The sequence below is a fragment of the Streptomyces mobaraensis NBRC 13819 = DSM 40847 genome (assembly GCF_017916255.1).
Classification (GTDB): domain Bacteria; phylum Actinomycetota; class Actinomycetes; order Streptomycetales; family Streptomycetaceae; genus Streptomyces; species Streptomyces mobaraensis.
Genome location: NZ_CP072827.1, coordinates 80,030 through 100,150, shown reverse-complemented (window position 1 = coordinate 100,150; position 20,121 = coordinate 80,030). Strand labels below are relative to the sequence as shown.

The window sequence follows — 20,121 nt, the reverse complement described above, 5'->3', positions numbered from 1 at the left end:
TGGCCCCGGCGGAAGCCCGCCCGTCCCGCACGTGCCGGTGCCCGGGCATGACGACCGCGTCGGACGGCTGCCGGCGGACCGGAGCGTCCCGCCGACCCGCCGATTCTCTGGGGACCCCGCCGGTTCCGGTGGTGGCCCGCCCGTCCCGCACCCGGAGGTGCCGATGCGCGGGCATGACGACCGCGTCGGACGGCTGTCGGCGGACTGGAGCGTCCCGCCGACCCGCCTGCCCGCCGGGGACCCGGCCGGTTCCGTCGGCCCCGGCGGAGGCCCGCCCGTCCCGCACGAGGAGGTGACGATGTCGGAGTATGACGACCGCCTCGCGCGGCTGTCGGACAACCAGCGCGCCCTGCTGGACCGCTGGCTCGCCGAGGACCCCGCCGGCGGTGCCGGCCCGCTTCGCCCCGACGGCCGCCCGCCCCGCACCGAGGCCGAGCGGATCCTGGCCGGGGTCTGGGAGGAGGTGCTGGAGACCGGCGGGATCGGCGCCGACGACGACTACTTCGCGCTCGGCGGAGACTCCGTCCACGCCATCGTCATCGTGGCGAAGGCCCGGCAGGCCGGACTCGCCCTGACCGCCCATGACCTCTTCGAGGCCAGGACCCTCGCGGCCGTGGCGCGGAGAGCCGCCCCGGCCGGCCCCGCCGAGCCCGTCCCCGACGCGGGCGGCGGCGCGGTCCGGTACCCGCTGACCCCTATGCAGCAGGGCATGCTCTACCACTCGGCCGGCGGCAGCACGCCCGGCGCCTACGTGGTGCAGGTGTGCTGCCGGCTGACGGGGGACCTCGACGTGGCCGCCTTCCGCACCGCCTGGCAGGCCGTGCTGTCCGCCAACCCGGCGCTGGCCGTCTCCTTCCACTGGTCCGACGGCTCCCCGCCCGAGCAGGTGGTGGACCCCGACGCGCGCGTCACCGTCGACACGGCCGACTGGCGGGACCGCACCCCGGCCGAGCGGGACGATGCCTTCGCCCGCTTCCTGGACACCGACCGCGCGGCGGGCTTCGACCTCGCCCGCGCCCCGCTGATGCGGCTGACGCTCTTCCGCGAGGGCGAGCACGCGTACCGCTGCGTGTGGACCCACCACCACCTCGTCCTCGACGGCTGGTCCCAGCAGCTCGTCCTGCGCGACGTCCTCGACTGCTACATGCGCCTGCGCGCCGGACGCGGCGCCGAGCCGCCCGCCCGGCCGTCCTTCACCGGTCATCTGCGCCGGCTGGAGCGGCAGGACGGGATCGACGAGGAGTTCTGGCGCGACCACCTCGGCGGCCTGCCCGCACCCTCCCGCGTCGCCGGTCCCGGCTGCCGCGACGGCCGGGTGGTCGCCGTACGGCGCGCCGAGCACCGGCACCGGGTCTCCGCGGCGACGGGCCGGGAGCTGACCGGCTTCTGCCGCCGCCACGGGCTGACCCCGGCCGCCGTGCTGCACGGCGGCTGGGCGGTGCTGCTGTCGCTGCACTGCGGCCAGGACGACGTGGTCTTCGGCACCACCCTCTCCGGCCGCCCCGAGGACCTGCCCGGCGTGACCGAGTGCGTCGGCCTCTTCATCAACACGCTTCCCCTGCGGGTCCGTTGCGGGGAGGACACGGACGTCGTCGACTGGCTCCACGGCGTCCAAAGCGACCTGGCCGCCCTGCGGGACCACGCGCACGTCCCGCTCAGCCGCGTCGAGCGCGGTCTCGGACTGGGCCGGGGCGGCGGGCTGTTCGACAGCATCATGGTCGTCGAGAACTTCCCCGCCGCCGTCGCCGACGGCCACGAGGCGGGCGGGCTGCGGGTGACGGAGCCCCGGGCACTCGTCGACGAGGGCTACCCCCTCGTACTGGAGGCCACCACCGGGGACCGGCCGGTGCTGCACGCCCGCTACGACCCCCACCGCCTCGCCGGCGGGCGGGTCCAGGCGCTGCTCGCCGCCTTCGACGACTACCTCCGGGCGGTGACCGCCGACCCGGCCCGCCCGCTGCCGGACCTCCGCGCGGTCCTGGCCCGCGACCACGCGCGCCGGGACGGCGCGGCACGCGGGCGGCGCCGCGCCGCGGACCGCACCCGTCTGACGCTGGCCCGCCGCCGCCCGGCGACGACGACCGAGGGAGAGACACCGTGACATGGACCGTGGTGACCGGAGCCGGCGGCTTCATCGGCTCCCACCTCGTACGCCGCCTCGTCCGGGACGGGCACCGGGTCCGCGGCGTGGACCTGGTGCCGCCGCGCTACGGCCCCGGCGAGGCCCAGGAGTTCGTCATCGCCGATCTGCGCGACGCGGCGCAGGCCGCGCGGGCCGTCACCGGCGCGGACACCGTCTTCGCGCTCGCGGCCAACATGGGAGGCATCGGCTGGACCCACACCGCGCCCGCCGAGATCCTCCACGACAACCTGCTGATCTCCACCCACACCATCGAGGCATGCCGGGCCGCCGGCGTGCGCACCACCGTCTACACCTCCTCGGCCTGCGTCTACCCCGCGTCCCTGCAGCGCGAGCCCGACGCCGCGCCGCTGGCCGAGGACCCGGTCTTCCCCGCGGAACCCGACATGGAGTACGGCTGGGAGAAGCTGACCACGGAAATCCTGTGCGGCGCCTACCGCCGCAGCCACGGCATGGACATCAAGGCAGCCCGGCTGCACGCCATCTACGGCCCCCTCGGCACGTACACCGGGCCCCGCGCGAAGTCCCTGTCGATGCTCTGCGACAAGGTCGCCCGGATACCCGGCGACGAGGGGGAGATAGAGGTCTGGGGGGACGGGACGCAGACCCGCTCCTACTGTTACGTCGACGACTGTGTCGAAGGGCTGATCCGGCTCGCCCGCTCCGACGTGGCGGAACCGGTCAACATCGGCTCCGAGGAGCGCGTCGACATCGCGTCGCTCGTCGAGCGGATCGCCGGGGTCGCCGGGAAGAAGGTGCGCTGCGCCTTCGCCCCCGACCGCCCGGTCGGGCCCCGCGGGCGCGTCTCGGACAACACCCGCTGCCGCGAACTGCTCGGCTGGGCACCGGAGACGTCCCTCGCGGCCGGCCTGGAGCGCACCTACCCGTGGATCGAGCGCCAGGTCCTCGCCGAGGCCGGGAGGGCCGATGCCTGAGCACCGCACACCGGTGAAGGACCTCGGCCGGCTGCTGCTCGGGCACGCCGCGCGCTTCCGGGGCCGCGAGCTGCAGGACGTCGCCACCCGGGCGCTGCGGGCCTCCGGCGGGGAGAACGCCTGGGTGGTGTCCGTCGTCAACACCAGCCTCCGCGCCCGCCAGGCCGTGGACCACGCGCTGCGGCTCGCCCCCCGCCGCGGGCTCTCCCGGCTGCGCTACCCGTTCTCCGCCGCCCACCACACGGCCACCCCGCCCCGGACCCTGTCGCTGCTGTGCCCGACCCGCGAACGCGTCGGCAACGTCGAACGCTTCCTCGACAGCGTCGCCCGCACCGCCGCCGCGCCCGGCCGGATCGAGGCCCTCTTCTACGTCGACGACGACGACCCCCAACTCCCTGCCTACCACGAGCTGTTCGAGCACGCCCGGTGGCGCTACGGACGGATCGGCCGGTGCGCCCTGCACGTCGGCGCCCCCGTCGGCGTACCCCATGCCTGGAACCACCTGGCCCGGAACGCGGCCGGCGACGTGCTGATGATGGCCAACGACGACCAGCTCTACATCGACTACGGCTGGGACACCGCCCTCGACGCCCGCGTCACCGAACTGAGCGCCCTGCACCCCGACGGCGTCCTGTGCCTGTACTTCGACGACGGCCAGTACCCCGAGGGCGGCTGCGACTTCCCGATGGTGACACGGCCCTGGTACGGCACCCTCGGCTACTTCACCCCGACGATCTTCCAGCAGTGGGAGGTCGAGAAGTGGGTCTTCGACATCGCCGACCGGCTGCACCGGCTCTACCCCGTCCCCGGCGTCCTCGTCGAACACCGGCACTACCAGGACTACAAGGCACCCTTCGACGCCACCTACCAGCGGCACCGGATGACACGGGAGAAGTCCTTCGCCGACCACGCCCTGTTCCTGCGCACCGAGCCGGACCGCGAGGCGGAGACGGACAGGCTGCGGGCCGTCATCGCCCGGGCAGGGAACACCCCGGACGCCGACCACGCCGACCATGCCGACCACGCCGTTCACGACGCGGAGACCTTCTGGTTCACCGGCCTCCTGCGCGAGTCCCACGCCAAGCTGCTCGCGGAACTCGACGACGCGCCGGGCCCGGCCGCCGGAGCCGTGCTCTTCGCCGACGGCTCCTGGACCGCCGCCGCCTACCGCACCCACCCGCTGGCCACCGCCCTGCTCGCCTCGATCCCCGAGGCCACCCTCGACTCCGGCCGCGCCGACCTCCTCGTCGTCCCGCCCGGCGCGTCCCACCACCACCCCGCCGCCACCGCCGACCCCGCATCCGGCTCCGACGCCGGCCTCCGCGTCCTGTTCGGACTGCGCGTGCCGGACGCCGCGCAACTCCGCGTCGGCGACGGCCCGGTGCCCTGGGGCACGGGACAGTGCCTGGTCCACGACACCGCCGCACCGAGCACCCTGCGCAACGACGGCACCGAACCCCTGGCCGCCCTCACCTTCGTGGTGCCGCGCCCGGCACCGGGGGAGTGAGGCCCGTGTGCGGCATCGTGGCGATCCGCTCCGCCGACGGCGGACTCGACGGCGGTGAACTCACCGCGCCGATGGCCGACCTGCGCCCGCGCGGCCCCGACGGCGAAGGCACCTGGGTCTCGCCCACCGGCCGGGCCGCCCTCGGCCACACCCGGCTCGCCGTGATCGCCCCCGCCGCCGGACGCCAGCCGGTCGCCGGCCCGGACGGCACCGTCCGGCTCGTCGTCAACGGCGAGTTCTACGGCTACCGGGAGATCCGCGCGGAACTGCGCGCCGCCGGCTGCCGGTTCCGCACCGGCAGCGACAGCGAGATCGCCCTCCACCTGTACCTGCGGGACGGCCGGCGGGCACTGGAGCGGCTGCGCGGCGAGTTCGCCTTCGTCCTCTGGGACGAACGCCGCGCCACCCTCTTCGCCGCCCGCGACCGGTTCGGCGTCAAACCCCTCTACTACACCGAGCGCGACGGGCGGCTCTACGTCGCCTCGACGATCAGGGCCCTGCTCTCCTGCGGCGCCCCCGCCCGCTGGGACACCGCCGCCTTCGCCGCGCACCTGCAGCTCGGCCTGCCCCCCGACCGCACCCTCTTCGCCGGCATCCGGCAGCTCCCGCCCGGCTGCCACCTCACCGCCGACGCCCACGGCACCCGCGTCACCCCCTACTGGGACCTCGAATACCCGCCCGCCGGCGAACTCGCCGCCCGGGGAAGCCTGGACGACCACCTGGACGCGGTACGCGAACGGACCGACGAGGCCGTACGGCTGCGTACCGTCGCCGACGTGCCCCTCGCCTGCCACCTCAGCGGCGGCCTGGACTCCTCCGCCGTCGCCGCCTCCGCCGCCCGCCACACCCGGCTCACCGCCTTCACCGTCCGCTTCGACGACCCCGCCTTCGACGAGAGCGCCGTCGCCCGGCGCACCGCCGCCCACCTGGCCATCGACCACCGCGAAGTCGCCTCAGAACGCGCCCACTTCGCGGACCACCTGCGGGACGTCGTCCGCGCCGGCGAGATGGTGCAGGAGAACTCGCACGGCATCGCCCGGTACCTGCACAGCGCGCACATCAAGAAGGCGGGATTCACCGCCGTCCTCGCCGGGGAGGGCGGGGACGAACTGTTCCTCGGCTACCCCCAGTTCCGCAAGGACCTGACGCTCAGCCTGTCCGCCGACGCCCGCGACAAGGCCGACCGCGGCTACGCCCGGCTGGTCGCGGCCGGGCTCCTGCCGCCGTACCTGCGCACCCTCCTCGGCACCCTCGGCTTCCTGCCCTCCTGGATCGTCGACCGCCACCTGGCCGTCACCCAGCCCGTCGCCGCCCTGCTCCGCCCCGACTTCGCCGCCGAACTGGCCCGCGCCGACGCCGCCGCGCCCCTGCTCGCCGCCGGCGCCGGCCTGCTCGCCGGGCGCGCCCCGGCGCACCAGGCCACCTACCTCTTCGCCAAGACCTGGCTGCCCGGCTACCTGCTCGCCGCCGAACGCCTCGACGCGGCCCAGGCCGTCGAGGTGCGGCTGCCCCTCTTCGACCACCACCTCTTCGACCTCGTCCGGCACACCCCGCCGGCCTGGTACGACAAGGACGGCACCGGCAAGTACCCGCTGCGGGCCGCCATGCGCCACCGGCTGCCGCGCGAGGTGACCGAGGGCCGCAAACAGGGCTTCCTCGCACCTCCGATGGCCGACGACGACACCCTCCTCGACGCCCTGCGCGAACGCCTCGCCGGACCGGGCGCGGGCGACGACCCCTTCTTCGACCCGCACGCCGTCCGCGCCCTGCTGGACCGGCTGGCCGCCGCACCCCCGGGGCAGCGGTCCGGCGGCGAGAAACTCCTCCAACTCGTCGCGAGCACCGCCGAACTGGCCGACGAGTTCGGCCTCACCACCGCCCCCAGCGGGCAGAAAGGCGGCAACGGTGGCTGACCTCGATCCCGGCACGCTCTCCGAGGCCGAGCTGACCGCCCGGATCGCCGCCCTGTCCCCCGAACGCCGGGCGGCGTTCGAGAAGATGCTGCACGGCGCCGCGCACCCCCGCCCCGGCATCCCGCGCCGCGGCGCCACCGCGGCACCGGCCTCCTACGGCCAGGAACGCCTGTGGCTGCTCACCGGGCTGCTGCCCACCGCCTACAACTACGCCACCGCCCTGCGGCTGCGCGGCGACCTGTCCGTCCCCGCGCTGCGCGGCGCCCTGCGCGGCATCGTCCGCCGCCACGAGGTGCTGCGCACCACCTTCCGGCTGGACGGCGACGACCTCATCCAGGTCGTCCACCCCACGGCGGACGTCCCCGTGCGCCTGGCCGACCTCACCGGACGCTCCGCCGACACCGGGCGGCTGATGCGCGAGGAGGCCCGCCGCCCCTTCGACCTGGAGCACGGGCCGCTGCTGCGGCTGACCCTCTTCCGGCTCGGCCCCCGCGACCACCTCGCCCTGCTGGCCGTCCACCACGCCGTCACCGACGGCTGGTCCAACGGCGTCCTCGTGACCGAACTCGCCACCGGCTACCGGGAACTGCGCGCCGGACGCCCCGACCGGCGGCCCGCCCCGCCGGTCCAGTACGGCGACTACGCGCACTGGCAGCGCGAGCGGCTGACCGGGCCCGAACTGCGGGCCCTGGAGGACTACTGGCGCACCGCCGTACGCGACCTGCCCAGGACGGACCTGCCCACCGACCGCCCCCGCCCCGCCGCCCGGCGCGGCGAGGGCGCCAACCACGCCCTGCTGCTCTCGCCGGAGCTGACCGGCCGGCTCGCCGACCTGCGCCGCCGCGAGGGCGGGTCGCTGTTCATGCTCGTGCTCTCCGCGCTCCTGGTCGTCCTGCGTGGCACCGGCGGCCGGGACCGGCTCGCCGTCGGCACCCTCGTCGCCGGCCGCACCCGCCCCGAACTCGAGCCGCTCATCGGCTACTTCGTCAACGTCCTGCTGCTGCCCTTCGAGACCGGCGGCCGGACCTCCTTCGCCGAGCTGTGGCGGCGGGTCCGCGGCCGGCTGGTGGAGGCGTACGCCCACCAGGAACTGCCGCTGGAGAAGGCCCTGGAGCTGCTGCGCGCCGACGGCACCGCCCCCGCCGACCCGCCGGTCGGCGTGGTCTGCGTCGCCCAGCAGCCCGCCCCCGCGATCACCCTGCCCGGACTCGACGCGAGCGTCGAGGACGTCGACCTGGGCACCGCCCAGTTCGACCTCGTCGTCGAGGTGCGCGAACGGCCGGAAGGCGTGCAGATCGCCTTCCAGTACGACCGGGACCTGTTCGACGCGGCCACGGTCCGGCTCCTCGCCGACCACGTGCACGCCGTCCTCGACCAGGCCGCCGCCGACCCCACCCTGCCCTGTGCCGAGCTGCCCGCCCCGCCGGCCCCCGCGGCCCCGGCCCGCACGGCCGGCGCCACGACGCTGCACGCCCTGTTCGAGTCCCGCGCCGCGAAGAGCCCCGACGCGGTCGCCCTCGTCGACGGCGGCCACCGCGTCACCTACCGGACCCTCAACACCCGCGCCAACCGGCTCGCCCGCCACCTGCGCGCGGTCGGCGTGCGTACCGAGGACCGGGTGGCGCTGCGCCTGCCCCGCGGCACCGACGCGGTGACCGCCACCCTCGCCGTCCTCAAGGCCGGCGCCGCGTACGTACCCCTCGACCCCGCCCTCCCCGAGGAACGGCTGGCCCGCGTCCTCGCCGACGCCCGCCCCGCCGTGGTCCTCACCCCCGCGTATCTGCACGACCGGTCCGCCGAGATCACCGCCCACGCCGGCCATGACCTCAACCTCCCCGTCCACCCCGACAACCTCGCCTACCTCCTCCACACCTCCGGATCCACCGGCACCCCCAAGGGCGTCCTCGGCACCCACCGGGGCGCGGTCAACCGCGTCGACTGGATGAGCACCGCGTACCCGTTCCGGACCGGCGACGTGGCCGTCGCCCGCACCGCGCCCGGCTTCGTCGACGCGGTCTGGGAACTCTTCGGCCCCCTGGCCGCCGGCGTCCCCCTCGTCCTCCTGCCGACCGACGAGGCGCGCGACCCGGCCCTGCTGACGGTGGCGCTGGAACGGCACCGGGTGAGCCGGATGGTGACGGTCCCGTCGCTGCTGACCATGCTCCTGGACGAGTCCGCCCGCGCGACGGACCTCGGCACCCGCCTGGCCTGCCTCCGCACCTGGATCACCAGCGGCGAGCCCCTGCCGCCCGCGCTCGCCCGGCGGTTCCACGACCGCCTGCCCGGCCGCACCCTGCTGAACCTGTACGGCTCCTCCGAGACCGCCGCCGACGCCACCGCGGCCCGCATCGACCCGGCGCCCGGGACCGCGCTCCCGGAGCGGTCCCCGATCGGCACGCCCATCACCGGCGTCAGCGCCCTCGTCCGCGGCCCGGACCTGCGCCCGCTGCCCGCGCTGATGCCCGGCGAGCTGTACGCCGGGGGCGCGTGCGTGGCCCGCGGCTACCACGCCCGTCCGGCCGAGACCGCCGCGGCGTTCCCGCCGGATCCCGACGGCGGGCCCGGCGCCCGGATGTTCCGTACCGGTGACAGGGCCCGGCTGCGGGCCGACGGCCGGCTGGAACTCCTGGGGCGCGTGGACCGGCAGGTGCAGATCCGCGGCCAGCGCGCCGAGCCCGGCGAGGTCGAACACGCCCTGCTGGCCCACCCGGCCGTACGGGCCGCCGCCGTCACGGCGAACCCCGACGCCACCGGCCTGTGGGCGTACGTGCGGCTCGCTCCCGGCCCGTTCGCCGCCGGCTCCCCCCAGACCGAGCTGACCGCCTTCCTGCGCCGCACGCTCCCTGCCCACCTCGTGCCCACCGCCGTCACCGTCCTGGACGAGCTGCCGGTGACCGCGCACGGCAAGACCGACCACGCGCGGCTGCCCGCCCCCGACCCCCGGGCCGGGCGCCCCGCCCCGACCGCCCCCCGCACCCCCACCGAGCGCACGGTCGCCGACGTCTTCGCCGGGGTGCTCGGCCTGGAGGGGCCGGTCGGCGCGCACGACGACTTCTTCCTCCTCGGCGGGCACTCCCTCCTCGCCGCCCGCGTCGCGGCGGAACTCCGCGCCCGCCGCGGCGTCCGGATCGGGCTGAGCGACGTCTTCGCGGCCCCCACCGTCGCCGCGCTCGCCGCCCGGACCGACGCCGCCCGGCCCGGCACCGCCCCCGAGCACACCCCGTTCGTCACCGACCCCGGCGCCCGGCACGAGCCGTTCCCGCTCACCGACGTCCAGCGGGCCTACTACGTGGGACGCGAGGGCGGGTTCGCCCTCGGCGGCGTCTCCACCCACGCCTACCTGGAGATCGAGGCCCCGCGGATCGACGTCGCACGGTTCACCGGCGCGCTGCGCGGGGTGATCGCCCGGCACCCCATGCTGCGCGCCGTGATCCGTCCCGACGGGCTCCAGCAGGTGCTCACCGACGTCCCCCCGTACGACGTGGCCGTGCACGACCTGCGCGACCTGGACGAGCCCGCGCGGCAGCGCCGACGCGCCGCGCTGCGCGAGGAGATGTCCCACCAGGTGGTGCCCGCCGACCGCTGGCCCCTGTTCGACGTCCGCGTCTCCCTCGGCCCCACGGACGCCCTCGTCCACGTGGGGGTGGACGCGCTGATCTGCGACGCCCACAGCTTCGGCCTCGTCCTGGCCGAACTCGCGGCCCGTTACGCCGACCCCGCACGCCGCTTCCCGCCCCTGACGGCGGACTTCCGGGACCACGTCCTCCATCAGGAGGCGCTCCGCGGAACCGCCGAGTACGCGGCGGCGGAGCGGTACTGGCGCGAACGCCTGCCCGAGCTGCCGCCCGGCCCCGAGCTGCCCCTGGCCGTCGCGCCCGAGACCCTCGGCACCCCGCGCTTCACCCGCCGCTCCGGCCGGCTGGACGCGGCCTCCTGGACGGCGGTCAAGGACCGGGCCCGCCGCGCCGGGCTCAGCCCCTCCGGCGTACTGCTGGCGGCGTTCGCCGAGGTGATCACCGCGTGGAGCGGCCGGCCGCGCTACTCGCTGATGCTGACGGTCTTCGACCGCCCGCCGCTCCACCCGGACCTCGGGCGGATCGTCGGCGACTTCACCTCGCTCAGCCTGCTGGAGGTCGACCACAGCCGGCCCGGCGACTTCACCGACCGGGCCCGCGCCCTCCAGCGCCGCCTGTGGCAGGACCTCGACCACCTGGCCGTCGGCGGCGTGACGGTGACACGGGAACGGGCGCTGCGCCACGACGCCCGACCCGGTCTGCTCACACCCGTCGTCTTCACCTCCGACCTGCCTGTCGGCGAGACCGCGGCCGAGGACGCGGACGGGGGAGAGGGATGGGCGCTCGGAGAGCCCGTCTACGGCGTCAGCCAGACCCCGCAGGTCCATCTCGACCATCAAGTCGCCGAAGAACGAGGGGAGTTGGTATTCAACTGGGACGCCGTGGAAGACCTGTTCGCCCCGGGCGCCCTGGACGCCATGTTCGCCGCCTACACCGCCTCGCTGACCCGCCTGGCCCGGAGCCCCGAAGCCTGGCGGCGGCCCGGCACGCCGCCGCTGCCCACCGCCCAGGCGGCCGTGCGCCGGCGCACCGCCGCGACCGAGGCGCCCCTGCCCGCCCGCCTGCTGCACGAGGCCGTCGGCGACGCGGCCCGGCGCCACGCCGACCTGACCGCCCTGGTCGACGGCGACACCCGGATGACCTACCGGCGACTGACCGAGCACGCCCGGCGCGTCGGCCGCACGCTGCGCCGCCTCGGCGCCCGCCCCGGCCGCCTGGTCCCGGTGGTCGCCCGCAAGGGGTGGCGGCAGGCCGTCGCCGCGCTGGGCGTCCTGGAGTCGGGGGCGGCGTACCTGCCCCTGGACCCCGAACTGCCCGCCGAACGGCTCGTCCACCTCGTACGGCGCGCCGAAGCCGCCCTCCTCCTCACCGAACGCGCCCTGCTGGACACGCTCGCCGTCCCCGTCGGCGTCACCGTGCTCGCGGTGGACGACGACGCGGCCCTCGACTCCGACGGCGGCCCGCTGGAGAGCGTGCAGAACCTCACCGACCTGGCGTACACCATCTTCACCTCGGGCTCCACCGGCGAGCCCAAGGGCGTCATGATCGACCACCTCGGCGCGGCCAACACCCTGGAATGCGTCAACCGCCGCTTCGGCACCGGCCCCGGCGACGCGGTCCTCGCCGTCTCCTCCCCGAGCTTCGACCTCGCCGTCTACGACCTGTTCGGCGTGCTGGCCGCCGGCGGCACCGTGGTCGTCCCCGCCCACGACCGCCGGCGCGACCCCGGGCACTGGGCCGAGCTGATCCGGCGCGAGCGGGTCACCCTGTGGAACTCCGTCCCCGCGCTGGGCACCCTGCTCACCGAGTACGCCGAGGCCCTCGCCCCCGACGCCCTGCGCACCCTGCGGGCGGTGCTCCTCAGCGGCGACTGGATCCCCCTCGGACTGCCCGACCGGATCCGCGCCCTGTCCGCCCCCGGCGCCACCGTGATGAGCCTCGGCGGCGCGACCGAAGCCTCCATCTGGTCGGTCTGGTACGAGATCGGGAAGGTGCACGAGGCGTGGAGCAGCATCCCCTACGGCACCCCCATGGCCAACCAGCGGCTGGAGGTCCTCGACGAGCAGCTGCGGCCCCGGCCCGACTGGGTGCCCGGCGAGCTGTACATCGGCGGCACCGGCGTCGCCAAGGGCTACTGGCGCGACCCGGAACAGACCTCCCTGCGCTTCCCCGTCCACCCGGGCAGCGGGCAACGCCTGTACCGCACCGGGGACTTCGCCCGCCACCTCCCCGACGGCACGCTGGAATTCCTGGGCCGGCAGGACGACCAGGTGAAGATCGGCGGATTCCGGGTCGAACTGGGCGAGGTCGAGGCGGCCCTCGGCCGACTGCCCGACGTCGCCGCCGGCGCGGTGATCGCCACCGGTGACCCGCGGGGCGACCGCCGCCTCGTCGGCTTCGCCGTACCGGCCCGGGAGGGCGGCTTCGACGCGGCCGGGCTCCGACGGCAACTCGCCCGGCGGCTGCCCGCCTACATGGTCCCCACGACCCTGCTGCCCCTGGACCGGCTGCCGCTGACCGCCAACGGCAAGGTCGACCGGGCCGCACTCCAACGCCTCGTCCCCGGCCGCGCACCGGCCCCGGCGGAACCCGCCACCGCCCCACCTGCCCGTTCCCGCGCCGTCCCCGTGCCCGGCTGGCTCGCCGACCTGTGGTGCGAACTCCTCGACGTGCCGGAGGCCGACCCCGACGCGAACTTCTTCGCCCTCGGCGGCACCTCCCGGGTCGCGATCACCCTGGTCACCCGGATCGAGGCCCGACTCGCCGTCCGGGTGCCCCTCGCCCGCCTCTTCGACGCCCGCACCCTGGGCGGTCTCGCCGAGACGATCGCCGAACTGTCGGCCGCCGCCGAGGAGGAGCCGGCGCCCGCCGAGCCCGTGTACGCCCCCGACCCCGCCACCCGCCACGAGCCGTTCCCGCTCACCGACATCCAGCGCGCCTACTGGCTCGGCCGGCACCGCTCCCTCTCCCTCGGGGGCGTCGCCACGCACACCTACCTCGAACTCGACGTCGAGGACCTCGACCCCGGCCGGCTCCAGACGGCCCTGCGCCGGCTGATCGACCGCCACGACGCCCTCCGGCTCGTGGTCCGCCCCGACGGCCGGCAACAGATCCTCGGCGACGTACCGCCGTACGTCCTCGCCCACACCGACCTGCGGGGCAGGGCGGACGCCGAGGCCGAACTGGCCCGCGTCCGCGAGCACATGTCGCACGAGGTGCGCGACGCCTCCCGCTGGCCGCTGTTCGACGTACGGACCCACCGCCTGGACGACGTCCGCACCCGGCTGCACCTGAGCCTGGACCTGCTCATCGCCGACGCCCACAGCGTCCACGTACTCACCGGCGACCTGCTCACCTTCTACGCCGACCCCGACGCGGCCCTGCCGCCCCTCGGCTGCTCCTTCCGCGACTACGTCCTGGCCGTCCGCGCCCACGCCGAGGGCGAGCCGCGCCGCCGCGCCCTCGACCACTGGCGGGCCCGGCTGGCCGACCTGCCGGGCCCGCCCGGCCTGCCGCTGCGGTGCCGGCCCGAGGAGCTGACCGCGCCGCGGTTCGCCCGCCTCACCACCGGACTCGGCCCCGACGCCTGGGCACGGCTGCGGCGCGCCGCAGCGGCCGCCGAACTCACCCCGGCCGCACTGATCTGCGCCGCCTTCTGCGACGTCCTCGCCCAGTGGAGCGACACCCCCCGCTTCACCCTCAACCTCACCACCTTCCACCGCCCCGCCCTGCTCCCCGGCGTGGACGACCTCGTCGGCGACTTCACCACCACGACCCTGCTCGGGGTCGACGGCGAGGGGGACACCTTCCGGGACCGGGCCCGCCGACTCCAGGACCGCATCTGGGAGGACCTCGAACACCGCGTCGTCAGCGGCGTCGAGGTCCTGCGGATGCTGCGCCGCGAGCGGGGCACCCACGACGCCGTCCGGATGCCGGTCGTCTTCACCAGCACCCTGCGGGCCGCCGGCCCCGCCCCCCGGACGGCCCCGCCCGCCTGGCGGGTACGGCCCGGCTACGCGATCAGCCAGACCCCGCAGGTCCTGCTCGACCATCAGGTGAGCGAGAGCGACGGCCGACTGGTCTGCACCTGGGACTACGTCGCGGACGCCTACCCGCCCGGGCTGATCGAGGCCATGTTCGGGGCCTTCGAGGCGCTCCTCGCCTCGCTCGCCGGTCACGACGACGACGCCGGCCACGACGACGGCCCCGGCCACGACGACGGCCCCGGCCGCGACGACAGTGCCGATCACGGCCACAGTGCCACGCACGACGACAGCGCCGCCCGAAACGACAGAGAGGGAGGTGGACCGGAGTGACGAGCGCCCGGCCCACGCCGACACTGCTCCCCGCCGACCAGCGGGAGCTGCTGCGGATGATGAACGACCGCACCGCACCCGTGCCCGCGCACACCCTCACCGCCCAACTGGCCGACGCCGCGCGCACGCACGACCGGGCTCTGGCACTGGTGGCACCGGGTCTGACACTGAGCCACGCCGAACTGGACGCCCGGGCGGCCGCGGTGGCCGCCCGGCTCACCGCCGCGGGCGTCATCCCCGGGGACCGGGTCGCCCTCGCCGTCGAGTACGGCTGGGAGCAGGTCGTGGGCGCCCTGGCCGCGCTCCGCGCCGGAGCCGTCTGCCTGCCCGTCGCCCCCGGGCTGCCCCGGCCCGCCCGCTGGCAGCACGCCACCCGGGCCGGGGCGACGGCCGTCCTCACCCAGTCCTGGCTCACCCAGCGCATCGACTGGCCGCAGGAACTGCCCGTCCTGTCCGTGGACGAACCCGGACCGGCCGCACCACCCGACACCGCCCCGGCCGACGGACGGTCCGCGACCGACGCCGCCTACCGGCTGGACGCCCCCGTCAGCCACCGCGCGATCACCACCGCCGCCCTGGAGATCGACCGCGCCTTCCGCGTCGGACCCGGCGACCGGCTCCTGGCCCTGGCCCCCGCCGACTCGCCGCTCGCTCTCTACGAACTGTTCGGGCCCCTCCTGGCCGGTGCGGCCCTCGTCCTCACCCGGGACATCGACCTGCGCGATCCCGGAGCCCTGCACGAGGCGCTGCGCACCCACGGCGTCACCCTCTGGCACTCGCCGCCCGCCCTCCTCGGCCTCCTCCTCGACCACCTCGCCGACCGGGGCGGCAAACTGCCCGAGTCGCTCCGGCTGGTGCTGCTCGGCGGCGAACGCCTCGACCCCGCCCTCGTCCGCCGCGTCCGCGAGAGCGCCCCGCACCAGCCGGCCGTCGCCCACCTCTCCTCGGCCACCCCGTCCGGCCCCTGGACCACCTGCCTGGAGACCGGCGACCTCGCCCCGGAATGGCGCTCGGTCCCCGTCGGCGCGCCCCTGCCCAACCAGCGGGCGCACATCCTGTCCGAGACCCTGCGGCCCTGCCCGGTCTGGGTCACCGGCCGCCTCCACTACGGCGGCGTCGCCGCCGAGCCCCCCACCGGAGAGGAGCACGCACCCGCGACCGTCCCGCACCCGGAGACCGGCGAACCGCTGCTGCGCACCGGGCTGTTCGCCCGCCTGCTGCCCGAGGGCCTGATCGACGTCGTCGGCGACGAGACCGCCCGGATCAGCGTCCGCGACCGGCCCCTGAACCTCCAGGACACCGAGACCGCCCTCGCCGCCCACGAGGACGTGCACTCCGCCGTGGTCGTCCCCGTCGGGCGGGGAGACGAGTCGCTCGCGCGGGTACGGCTCCACCCCGGCGCCACGGCCGGCCCCGACGAACTCCTCGCCCATCTGCGCCGCAAGGTCTCCCCCTACCTGCTGCCCGGCCACATCGAGGTGGGCGGTCCGCTGCCGCTCACCCGGGACGGGCGCGTGGACCGCGCGCGCGTCACCGCCGAGGCCCCCGCCCCCGCTGCCGTGCCCGCCGCCGCGCCGGCGGCGTCGGCACCCGCGCGGGACGAGGCCGAACTCCTCGCCCAAGTGGCCCGGGTGACCTGCCGGGTGCTGGGAATCGGCGCCGTCGAACCCGATATGAACCTGCTCGACGCCGGTGCCACCTCCGTCGAACTCGTCCGCCTGGCGACCGCTCTGGAGGAGGAACTCGGCCTCGACACCGACATCGAGGAACTGCTGGCCTTCCCGTCGGTCGCCGTGATCGTCGGCCGCCACCTCGGCCGCCGGACGGCACCACCGGCCCGGGACCCCCTGCCGCCCGCGTCCGTAGCGTTCGCACCCGGGTCCGTACCGCCCGCGCCGCCCGCGCCCGGACCCGTGCCGCCCGCGTCCGTGCCGCCCGCACCCGCCTCCGTACCGCCCGCGTCCGAGTCCTCACCGCTCACGCCGCCCGCACCCGGGCCCGTGCCACCCACGCCCGTACCGCCCGCCTCCGTCCCGCCCGCGTCCGGGGCCGCGCCGCACGTACCGCCCGCGCCGCCCGCACCCGGACCCGTACCACCCATCCCCGCGCCCTCCGTGCCCCCCGCGCCCCGCCCCCAACCGCCCCTGCTCACCGGCATCGGCGCCCGCCAGGCGTTCAAGGACGCCCACCACGGCATCCGGCACGAGTTCGACGCCACCGACGGCGTCGCCCTCAGCGGCCCGGACGACCACCACCTCACCGCCCGTCGCAGCCACCACCGCTTCGACCCCGGCCCCGTGACGCTGCCGGACCTGGCCGCCCTCCTCGGGGCCCTCCGCCGGGTCCGCGGCCCGGGAGGCGAACCCAAATACGCCTATCCGTCGGCCGGTTCCTCCTACCCCGTCCAGACCTACCTGCTCGTCCACCCGGGGAAGGTGACCGGACTGCCCGGCGGCAGCCACTACGTCCACCCCGCGCGCAACCGCCTGGTGAGCATCGACCCCACCGCGACCCTGCCCGCCGACGCGCACGCCGAGATCAACCGCGCCGCCTACGGGGAGGCGGCCTTCTCCCTCTACCTCATCGCCGCGATCGACGCGATCACACCGCTCTACGGCGATCTCTCCTGGGACTTCACCGTCTTCGAGGCCGGTGCCATGACCCAGTTGCTGATGCGGACCGCCGTCGGCACCGGCATCGGCCTGTGCCCCGTCGGCACGATGGACCCCGCGCCGCTGCGCCGCGCGTTCGCCCTCACCGACCGGCACCGCTTCGTCCACGCCCTCCTCGGCGGGCGGCCCCGCACGGAGGCCCCGTGAACCGGCACGGCCCCCTGGCGGGCCGGCGGCAGAGCGTCGACACCCGCAGCGCCGCGTGGGTGGCGCCGACGGGCACCCCGGGGCTGCCGCTGGAGGTGGCCGCCACCCGGGACGGCGTCGACCCGGCCGAATGGGCCCGCACCCACCTCGACACCGTCACCGGCTGGCTGCACCGTCACGGAGCCGTCCTGTTCCGCGGCTTCGGCGTCGGCCTCGACGGCTTCGGCGACGTCGTCCACGCCCTGGCCGGATCCCCCGAGGCGTACGTCGAACGGTCGTCGCCGCGCACCGCCCTCGGGCATCACCTCTACACCGCCACCGACCACCCCGCCGACCAGCCCATCCCCCCGCACAACGAGAACTCCTACCAACTCCGCTTCCCCGGACGGCTGGTCTTCGGCTGCCTCACCCCGGCCCGGACCGGCGGCGCGACCCCGCTCGCCGACACCCGGCGCGTCCTGGGCCGCCTCGACCCCGCCCTCGTCGCCGCCTTCGCCCGCCGCGGGGTGCTCTACCAGCGCAACTACGGCGACGGGATCGGCATGTCCTGGCAGGACGCCTTCCAGACCCGCGACAAGGCGGCCGTCACCGCCTACTGCGCCGCCCGCCGCGTCGACGTCGAATGGAAACCCGACGGCGGGCTGCGGACCACCCAGGTCCGCCCCGCCCTCGCCGTCCACCCGGCGACGGGGGAGCGGGTGTGGTTCAACCACGCCGCGTTCTTCCACGTCTCCGCCCGGCCGCCCGCGCTGCGGGACGCCCTGCTGGCCCAGTTCGACGAACGCGACCTGCCGAGCCACTCCTGCTACGGCGACGGCCGGCCCATCGAACCCGCCGTCATGGAGGAACTGCACCACGCCTACGCCGCCGAACTGGTGGCGCCCGCCTGGCGGGCCGGCGACGTCCTCCTCGTCGACAACCTCCTCACCGCGCACGGCAGGGAACCCTTCACCGGCGAACGCCGCGTCGTCGTCGGCATGGCACAGCCGCTGGACTGGGACGAGGTGAGCGCGTGACCGCCCCCGGCACACCGCTGCCCGCGACCTTCGTCCAGCGCGGCCTGTGGCCGTCCACTCGCCACGCCCGCCCGGCGGAGGTCACCCACGTCCGCGCCCTGCGCCTGACCGGGGACACCGACACGGCGCGGCTCACCGAGGCCGTCCGGCGGGTCACCGCCGCCCTCCCCGCCCTCACCGCCGAACTCTCCGGCGACGAGGAACCCCGCCTGACCCTCCGGCCGGACGCCCCCGAGGTCACCCCGGTCGACCTGCGCGGAGCCCCGTCCGCCGGACGCGACGCCGTCTGCGTGGCGCTGCTGCGCGCCGACCGGGACCACCCTCGCGCCGGACGCCACCGGGCCCGCTTCCACCTGGTGCGGCTCCACGACGACGAGACGGTGCTCGCGCTCACGGCCCACACCCTCCTCCTCGACACACCGTCCCTCTACGCCGTGCTCGGCGCGGTCTGCCAGGCGTACGCCGGCCGCTTCCGCCCCGAGCACTACCGCGACGCCACCACCCTGCCCGACGCGCCCCACGCCCCCCTCTCCGGTCGGGCCCGGGCCTCCCGCCGGCGCTGGTGGCACCGGCGCCTGGCCGCCCTGCCCGGCCCGGCCCCGGCCCCCGCCGGCCCGCCCCGCGACCGGGTGACCGAAACCCACCGGCTGCGCATCCCCGCAGCGCGCTGGAAAGCCCTGACCGCCCTGACCGCCCTGGGCGGCCCCCTCGGCGGCAACGGCTCGCTCGCCGTCATGGCCCTGGCCGCCTGGTGCCTGCGCGCCCCGGACCACCGGGGACCGGCCCGCTTCACCACCGTCGTCGACCTGCGCGACCACCTCGGACTCGGGCCCGCCGTCGGCCCGTTCACCGACCGCCTCGTCTTCGGCGCCGACCTCGGCGAAGCGCCGCGCCCCTCCTTCCGGGACGTCACGCTGCGCGCCCAGTCCGGGTTCCTGGACGCCGTCGTGCACTACCTCCCCTACGGCGACGTCGTGGAACTCGGCAGGGAACTGGGCCGCGTCACCGCGCCCCGCACCGCCGCGCACTGGGACGTGGCGCTGAACTTCTGCCGCAACCCGCCCACCAGCGCCGCCACCCGCGGCGAACGCACCCTCGCCGAACGCGGCCTGTCCATCGAGCTGTTCCGCGAGGCCGACCTGCTCGGCGCGGCCGGCACCGGTCCCGCGCACCGGTGGGACGGCACGGTGCTCGCCCTCTCCCTAGGCGAACTCGGCGACGACACCGTGCTGGTCCTCGACGCCGACCGCGACCACCCGCACCACGGAACCGCCGACCGGCTGCTCCACCGGATGGACGAAGCGCTCCTGGCGGCCGTCGCCGACCCGGACGCCCCCCTGCCCCCCTTGCCCGCCCCCGCGCACACCACGAGGAGCCACCGATGACCACGACCCCGCGGACCGCCGCCGAGCCCACCTACCACGTGGTGGTCAACGACGAGGAGCAGTACTCGATCTGGCTCGCCGAACAGGAGATCCCGGCCGGCTGGCGGGCCACCGGAACCTCCGGCACCCAGGAGGAGTGCCTGCGCCACATCGACGAGGTGTGGACCGACATGCGCCCCCGCAGCCTGCGCGAGGCCATGGCCGCGGCGGAGCACGCGGAGCCCGCTCCCGCCCCGGCCCCGGCCGAGGAGGAGCCGAGCCTCGTCGACCGGCTCTGCGCGGGCGACCAGCCGGTGGAGGCGGTCCTCCGCCCGGAGCGCACGGCCGCCGCCCTTCGGGAGGCCGTCGACCGCGGCTACGTCTTCGTCCGCTTCACCGCCACCCGCGGCGGCACCGAACTCGGCGTCGCCGTCGACCCCGCGGCGACCACCATGGACGGCACCGAGCTGCGCCTGACCGGCACCCTCACCCTCGACTTCGAACCGGTCCGCTGCCACGCCCGCGTCGACGTGACC

The 20,121-nt window shown here is 76.1% G+C and carries 8 protein-coding genes and 1 pseudogene; all 9 read left to right on the top strand.

Annotation, left to right across the window (positions count from 1 at the left end):
- The first annotated feature begins 163 nt into the window (after positions 1-163).
- Positions 164-2,101 (top strand): condensation domain-containing protein, encoded by a 1,938-nt coding sequence (locus J7W19_RS00405; RefSeq protein WP_158688839.1) that lies wholly within the window; start codon positions 164-166, stop codon positions 2,099-2,101.
- Positions 2,098-3,075, top strand: coding sequence for an NAD-dependent epimerase/dehydratase family protein (locus tag J7W19_RS00400; protein ID WP_004955516.1), 978 nt, complete (start codon positions 2,098-2,100; stop codon positions 3,073-3,075). Before J7W19_RS00405 ends, J7W19_RS00400 begins: the two co-directional genes overlap by 4 nt.
- Positions 3,068-4,582 carry an aspartyl/asparaginyl beta-hydroxylase domain-containing protein gene (locus tag J7W19_RS00395; protein ID WP_004955515.1) on the top strand — a complete coding sequence of 505 codons (1,515 nt, stop codon included), beginning with the start codon at positions 3,068-3,070 and terminating at the stop codon, positions 4,580-4,582. The genes J7W19_RS00400 and J7W19_RS00395 overlap by 8 nt, the downstream gene beginning before the upstream one ends.
- A 5-nt stretch (positions 4,583-4,587) precedes the next feature.
- Positions 4,588-6,495 (top strand): asparagine synthase (glutamine-hydrolyzing), encoded by a 1,908-nt coding sequence (asnB, locus tag J7W19_RS00390; protein WP_004955512.1) that lies wholly within the window; start codon positions 4,588-4,590, stop codon positions 6,493-6,495.
- Positions 6,488-14,386, top strand: a complete 7,899-nt coding sequence (locus tag J7W19_RS00385; RefSeq protein WP_210455235.1) for a non-ribosomal peptide synthetase — start codon at positions 6,488-6,490, stop codon at positions 14,384-14,386. Before asnB ends, J7W19_RS00385 begins: the two co-directional genes overlap by 8 nt.
- Positions 14,383-17,205: an AMP-binding protein gene (locus J7W19_RS00380; protein WP_004947046.1), complete on the top strand. Its 2,823-nt coding sequence runs from the start codon at positions 14,383-14,385 to the stop codon at positions 17,203-17,205. The genes J7W19_RS00385 and J7W19_RS00380 overlap by 4 nt, the downstream gene beginning before the upstream one ends.
- Positions 17,202-18,221, top strand: coding sequence for a TauD/TfdA family dioxygenase (locus tag J7W19_RS00375; RefSeq protein ID WP_004947043.1), 1,020 nt, complete (start codon positions 17,202-17,204; stop codon positions 18,219-18,221). Before J7W19_RS00380 ends, J7W19_RS00375 begins: the two co-directional genes overlap by 4 nt.
- Positions 18,218-19,606 (top strand): condensation domain-containing protein, encoded by a 1,389-nt coding sequence (locus J7W19_RS00370; RefSeq protein WP_004947040.1) that lies wholly within the window; start codon positions 18,218-18,220, stop codon positions 19,604-19,606. The genes J7W19_RS00375 and J7W19_RS00370 overlap by 4 nt, the downstream gene beginning before the upstream one ends.
- Positions 19,603-19,806 (top strand): annotated as a pseudogene (locus tag J7W19_RS33910) (MbtH family protein); the annotation flags it as partial. The gene J7W19_RS00370 and the pseudogene J7W19_RS33910, both read left to right, overlap by 4 nt.
- Positions 19,807-20,121 lie beyond the last annotated feature (315 nt).

Bases quoted from the DNA above. Each gene is read 5' to 3' on its own strand.
- J7W19_RS00405 (WP_158688839.1), top strand. From the start codon at position 164: ATGCGCGGGCATGACGACCGCGTCGGACGGCTGTCGGCGGACTGGAGC.
- J7W19_RS00395 (WP_004955515.1), top strand. From the start codon at position 3,068: ATGCCTGAGCACCGCACACCGGTGAAGGACCTCGGCCGGCTGCTGCTC.